At 73.0% G+C, this 3,832-nt stretch carries 2 protein-coding genes and 1 pseudogene; all 3 read left to right on the top strand.

Annotation, left to right across the window (positions count from 1 at the left end):
• The first annotated feature begins 124 nt into the window (after positions 1-124).
• The 3 genes and pseudogenes from rsmH to D471_RS0119950 all read left to right on the top strand — a co-directional run bounded on the left by rsmH (position 125) and on the right by D471_RS0119950 (position 3,581).
• A pseudogene (gene rsmH / locus D471_RS35280) lies at positions 125-1,166 on the top strand (16S rRNA (cytosine(1402)-N(4))-methyltransferase RsmH).
• Positions 1,167-1,182: 16 nt separating this feature from the next.
• Complete coding sequence (locus tag D471_RS0119955; RefSeq protein WP_017600252.1) at positions 1,183-1,614, top strand: FtsB/FtsL family cell division protein; 432 nt, start codon at positions 1,183-1,185, stop codon at positions 1,612-1,614.
• Positions 1,611-3,581: a peptidoglycan D,D-transpeptidase FtsI family protein gene (locus D471_RS0119950; RefSeq protein WP_017600251.1), complete on the top strand. Its 1,971-nt coding sequence runs from the start codon at positions 1,611-1,613 to the stop codon at positions 3,579-3,581. The genes D471_RS0119955 and D471_RS0119950 overlap by 4 nt, the downstream gene beginning before the upstream one ends.
• Positions 3,582-3,832 lie beyond the last annotated feature (251 nt).

Raw genomic sequence — 3,832 nt, 5'->3', positions numbered from 1 at the left:
TGTCCGGACGAGGTTCGGCCGGAACCCGGTCGGGCCACGCCAAGGACACCGCGTGACGCACACATCCGTGCGCCCGCGTGGACACTCAGGGGGAGAGGGCGACAGCGTGGAGGAACGGCACGGCATGGGGGACGACCGGCGGCACGGGGGCCCGGGCGGTTCGGACGACGCCGACGGCATCGCCGCCCGGATCGCGGCCGCCAGGGCAGGGCTCGATCCCCTGCACGTACCCGTCATGCTCGATCGGATCGTGGAACTGCTCGCGCCCGCGCTCAGTCATCCCGGCGCCGTGTTCGTCGACGGCACCCTCGGTCTGGGCGGCCACTCCGAGGCCCTGCTGAAGGCGTGCCCCACCGCGCGCCTCGTCGGGGTGGACCGGGACACCACCGCGCTGGAACGCAGCGCGAGGCGGCTGGCCCCCTACGCCGACCGCACCCACTTCGTGCACGCGGTCTACTCCGACATCCCCCGCGCCCTGGACGAGGCGGGCGCACCCGAGGCCGACGCGGTTCTGCTCGACCTGGGTGTGTCCTCACCCCAGCTCGACGAGACCGAACGCGGCTTCGCCTACGCGCACGACGCCCCCCTGGACATGCGCATGGACCGCACCCAGGACCTCACGGCCGCGGACGTCGTCAACACCTACCCCGTCGCCGAGCTCACCCGGGTCCTGCGCGTCTACGGCGAGGAGCGCTTCGCCTCCCGCGTCGCCCGCGCGATCGAGCGGCGGCGCGCCAAGGCCCCCATCGCCTCCACCCGCGAACTGGCCGAACTCGTCCGCGACGCCATCCCCGCCGCCACCCGCCGCACCGGAGGGCACCCGGCCAAGCGCACCTTCCAGGGGCTGCGCATCGAGGTCAACGCCGAACTGTCCATCCTCGAACACGCCCTGCCCGCGGCGGTCTCCCGCCTGTCGGTCGGCGGACGGATCGCGGTGCTGTCCTACCACTCCCTGGAGGACAGGATGACCAAACGAGCTCTGGCCGACCTGGCCACCGANCCCCCCCCCCGCCGACCTCCCCGTCCCGCTCCCCGACCGGCAGCCGGAGCTGCGGCTGCTCACCCGGGGCGCGGAACTCCCCACGGACGCAGAGATCGAAGGCAACCCACGTGCGCAGTCCGCCCGCCTCAGGGCGGCCGAGCGCGTACGCCGGGCATCGCGGTAGAGCGGTAGGAGAGCAGATGAGTTCGAGTACGGACACACGCCGCGCACCCGACCGCGGGGAGGGCGCCGGGCGGACGCGGTCGGCCCGCGGCGGCGCGCGGGCGTCGGCCAAGACGGGTGCCGCCCGCGACGCGGGCGGGCAGGGCCGCGCCCCGCGCATCCCGTTCGTCCTGCTCATCCTCTGCCTGCTCGGCGGCGCGCTGGTCAGCCTCCTCGTGCTGCGCAGCGTCATCGCCCAGGAGGCCTTCACCATCACCCGGCTCCAGGCCGAGAACCGTGAACTCGCCTATACCCAGCAGCAGTGGCGCGACCGGATCGCGCGGCTGGAGAGCTCCCAGCGCATCGCGGACGAGGCCGAGAACCTGGGCATGGAGCGACCTGAGGAGGGGCCGCGCTTCCTGGACCGGGACCGCGGTGAGGTCCTCGGCGGCACCGGGGGCGACGAGTGAGCTCCCCGCGCGACCGACGCCCCCGCGACCCGAAGCGGCCCGGGGCGACCCGGCGTTCGGGGTCGCGGCCCGACAAGCGCCCCCGTAAGTCGTCGAGCCGTCCCGCGGGCGGCAGCCGTCCCAGCGCCAACACGCGCTCCGCGGGACGCCCGACCCGTGGATCCGGACGTGACCGGGAGCGCACGCGCGGACGCGCCGCGCCGCCGCCCCCGCCACTGCTCAGGCGTACCTTCCACAAGGGCGACCCGCACAAGCGCATCAAGTTCGGCGGTGTGCTGATCGTCGTGGTGCTGTTGCTCTTCGCCGGACGGCTGACCCAGATCCAGGGCCTGGACGCCGAGACCTACGCCGAGGCGGCGTCCAACCTGCGCCTCCAGACCATCGACATCCCCACGTTGCGCGGCCAGATCACCGACGTCAACGGCAGCCCGTTCGCGCTGTCGGTGGAGGTGCGCAGGATCTTCGTCGACCCGGAGGAGGTCGAGGAGGACGAGCGGGCCCAGCTCATCGACGAGCTCGTCACCCGGTTCGACCTGGATGAGGACGAGGTCACCGCGCGGGTGGACGCCCGCCCCAGCCGGTACCAGGTCGTGGCCACCGACATCCTGCCCCGCGACTGGGCGGACCTGCGCGGCCTCGGCCTGTCCGGGGTCGGCGCCGAGGTCGACTACCGGCGCGTCTACCCCGAGGAGACCGGAGCCGCCGACCTGGTGGGCTTCGTCGGATCCGAGGGCTACGGACTGGAGGGGCTGGAAGGCTACCTCGACTCCACCCTCGCGGGTGAACAGGGCAAACGCCAGGTCGAGGTGGGCAGCGACGGCACGCAGATCCCCATGGCCGGCGGCCTGGTCCGCGAACCCGTCCCGGGCCAGGACGTGCGCCTCACACTGGACCGCGACATCCAGTGGTACACGGCCCAGGTCCTGGCCGAACGGGTCGAGGAGCTGGAGGCCGAGGGCGGCAGCGCCATCGTCATGCGCCCGAACGGGGAGATCCTCGCGATGGCCGACTACCCCACCTACTCCCAGGACGACATCTCCGACGCCAGCCCGGCGGACTGGGCCAACGGGGCGGTCCACGACACCTTCGAGCCGGGCAGCACCAACAAGGTCATCACGATGGGCGCGGCCCTGGAGGAGGGGGTCACCACCCCCGACACCGTCTACACCGTGCCCTACGCCATCCAGTACTACGACCAGACCTTCCGCAACTCCAGCAACCGCGGCACCCAGCGGCTCACGGTCAACGGCATCATGGCCCAGTCCAGCAACGTGGGCACCATCAAGGTCGCCGACCAGGTCGGGGCGGGGGTCCTGCACTCGTACCTGGAGACGTTCGGGCTCGGCCAGCCCACCGGACTCGCGCTCCCCGGCGAGGAGGCGGGCATCCTCACCGACCCCGAGGACTGGTGGGGCACCCAGCTGCCGTCGGTGTCCATCGGCCACGGCCTGTCCGTGAACGCCGCCCAGATGGCGTCGGTCTACGCGACCATCGCCAACGGCGGGGTTCGGGCCGAGCCGCGGGTCGTGGCCGGGACCGTGGACAGCGAGGGCGAGTTCACCCCGTCCGAACAGGGTGAGCGGCGCCGGGTGCTCAGCGAGGAGACCGCGGAGCAGCTCGCGCTCATGCTGGAAGCGGTCACCAGCGACGAGGGCACCGCACCCCAGGCCCGCATCGACGGTTACCGCGTGGCGGGCAAGACCGGTACCGCCAACCGGATCGACCCCGAGACCGGCCGCTACGAGCGCGGCGCCTACACCGCGACGTTCGCCGGGTTCGCCCCCGCCGACGACCCCGAGCTGGTCGTCCAGGTGGTCCTGCACAACCCGCAGGAGTCCTACTACGGTGGCGAGGCGGCCGGGCCCGTGTTCAACGACATCATGTCCTTCGCGCTCCGGTCGATGCGCGTCCCGCCCACGGACACCGAGCCGCCCGCCATCCGCCTCTTCGGCGACGAGCAGGGTTAGGACGAGCGGGCTAAGACAGTGTTCCTCGGGGTCCGCCGCCGCGCTTCGGCCCGTGTTCGGGCGCCCACGGGGCAGGGGTCCTTCGTCCTCGGCCTCGCCTGCCGCCCGTTCCTCGCTCGCGGCTCGCCTCGTCCCGCAGAACCCCGCCGACGCCCGAACAAGGCCCCTGGGGTGACCCTCCGGGAGGCAGGCCTCAGGCGAACCGCTCGTCCACACGGGCGCGGATCGACCGCACGTGCTCGGGTCCGGTG

This window comes from Nocardiopsis lucentensis DSM 44048, assembly GCF_000341125.1.
GTDB lineage: Bacteria > Actinomycetota > Actinomycetes > Streptosporangiales > Streptosporangiaceae > Nocardiopsis > Nocardiopsis lucentensis.
This window is presented reverse-complemented; position numbering and strand designations above follow the sequence as displayed.